Raw genomic sequence first — 1,798 nt, forward strand, 5'->3', positions numbered from 1 at the left:
CAATTTGAGCAATCGAGCTCAATGATATTAATAATATCAATATTTGTAGTACTGCTTTTTTCAACTTGCTGGTAACGGTCTTGTGTATGGTTAGTTGCGTGGTTAAGCAACTAATTTAGCAAATAAATCACAGATAGAATATTCCGCAGGAATGTTCGTAAGTCGGCAGTGAACCTAGCAATTAATTATACACGTTGTTGTAAGCAGTTTTTTCGCCATCAATTTCTTTAAATAAAGTTCCATCTCTTTTGATTATTTGAAATTTATTTTCGTTCCATTTAGACTTATACAAGCTGTTGTGAAAGTCATAAACTCTATTTTTTAAAATATGCTTTTCATAAAAAATATCACCATTTTTATTCGATAACTTTAGCCAAGCATTTTCTCCATTTTGGTCAATTCTGTATGTGATTAATCCTCTCAAATTTCTCTTTCTATTCCACTTGCACAGTTTTTTGTCTTCCGTTTCGTATTTAAATCCTCCGTCACTAATTCTTTTAGTAATTTCAAGTAAGCTATTCGCTTTTTCTTGATTGTGCTTTAGAATATCGGATATAGCTTTCTGTAATATTTTTAATATAACACGATTCTTTTCGGTTTGAGTTAATTCAAAATATTCAGAAAATTTAAATTGTCCGAATGTATATTGAGCAAATCCGACTGCTGTTTCCTTGTATTTATTTTCAGGAATTCCAGAAGTGATTCTAATATTTAATTTTCCAATTCCATCAAATTCGAATTTATTTGGAATTAGATACCAAAATATATCCTGAACAACTTTGGTAGTTTTGTTAAAGTCTAATTTCGTAAATCCCTTTGAAAATTCTTGCGAAAATTCACTCTCAATACTTATGTCTGTTAAATATTTCGCCATTTTCTCAAATTGCTTACAACGTTTATGTATAAGAATAGTTGCGGGTTTGTATGCGAGGATTTTCCGAAGGAAAATCAGACGTTACAAACACGCAACGACCTTTGATTAAGCACAAAACCGCAATTATTTTTATACGGTGTTACCTGCAGTTATTTCACTAATTTTTTTTCCTATTTTTCAGTTTTGTTTCAAGTTCGGTCTTTTTATTTTTATATAAAACTCTACTTGTGTATTTTTTTAAATAAGTAATTGTTTTTTCAATTTTCGCAATGTCCTCTTGTTCCTTTTGCTTTTCGTTTGTATCTATTTCATCTGGTTCAGGATTGTATTTGTAATGGATAAATGCATTTCTTTCTCCTGCTAGTTTTAGAATAACATTTTTGTGTTTAACAGATATTTTAGGGATTTCTAGAATCAGAGGAAACCAAGTCAGTTTTCCAACTAAACTAATTGACTTGATAATATTATTTATCTCTTTTTTATTTATTGATTTCCGAGTGCATAATTCATCGATTATTCCATTTAGTTGATGTTCAAAATATGTAGCATAAAAGATTTTCGCATTATTTACTTTACCTAACTCATTAAATTGTCTTGCTGTATTCAACAAATCTTCTTTGTGGTCTACAACAATTTGATATTCAGTTTTGGCGTTTATTTTGAGTATTTTTTCTAATAATTTTTCCTTATTATCAAATTCCGAAATAGTTATTGTTCCGTCTTTAAATAAAGAATGTACAAGTTTATCAAAGAACATAGTTGATAAGCTTTCTTCTAGTTCTTTAATCTCTTTTTCTTTCATTTCGGAATATTTTTTTTGAGGAAGAGTTTTGTCTTAATTGCAGGTAACGGTTTTGTATATAGAAAGTTGCGTTTTTGAGCGAGGCAGATTTTCCGCAGGAAAATCCGCTGTAGCCAAAAATG

General features: G+C 29.6%; 2 protein-coding genes. Both read right to left on the reverse strand.

All coding sequences use genetic code 11. From position 1 onward, the window contains the following. Nucleotides 1-181 precede the first annotated feature (181 nt). On the reverse strand, nucleotides 182-874 hold the full coding sequence (locus Q1B05_RS18480; protein ID WP_299782927.1) for a hypothetical protein: 693 nt from the start codon (nucleotides 872-874) through the stop codon (nucleotides 182-184). A 157-nt stretch (nucleotides 875-1,031) separates the two neighbouring features. After that, nucleotides 1,032-1,676: a hypothetical protein gene (locus tag Q1B05_RS18485; RefSeq protein WP_299782928.1), complete on the reverse strand. Its 645-nt coding sequence runs from the start codon at nucleotides 1,674-1,676 to the stop codon at nucleotides 1,032-1,034. Between the last annotated feature and the right edge of the window lie 122 nt (nucleotides 1,677-1,798).

Source organism: uncultured Formosa sp., assembly GCF_947500765.1.
Lineage (GTDB): Bacteria > Bacteroidota > Bacteroidia > Flavobacteriales > Flavobacteriaceae > Formosa.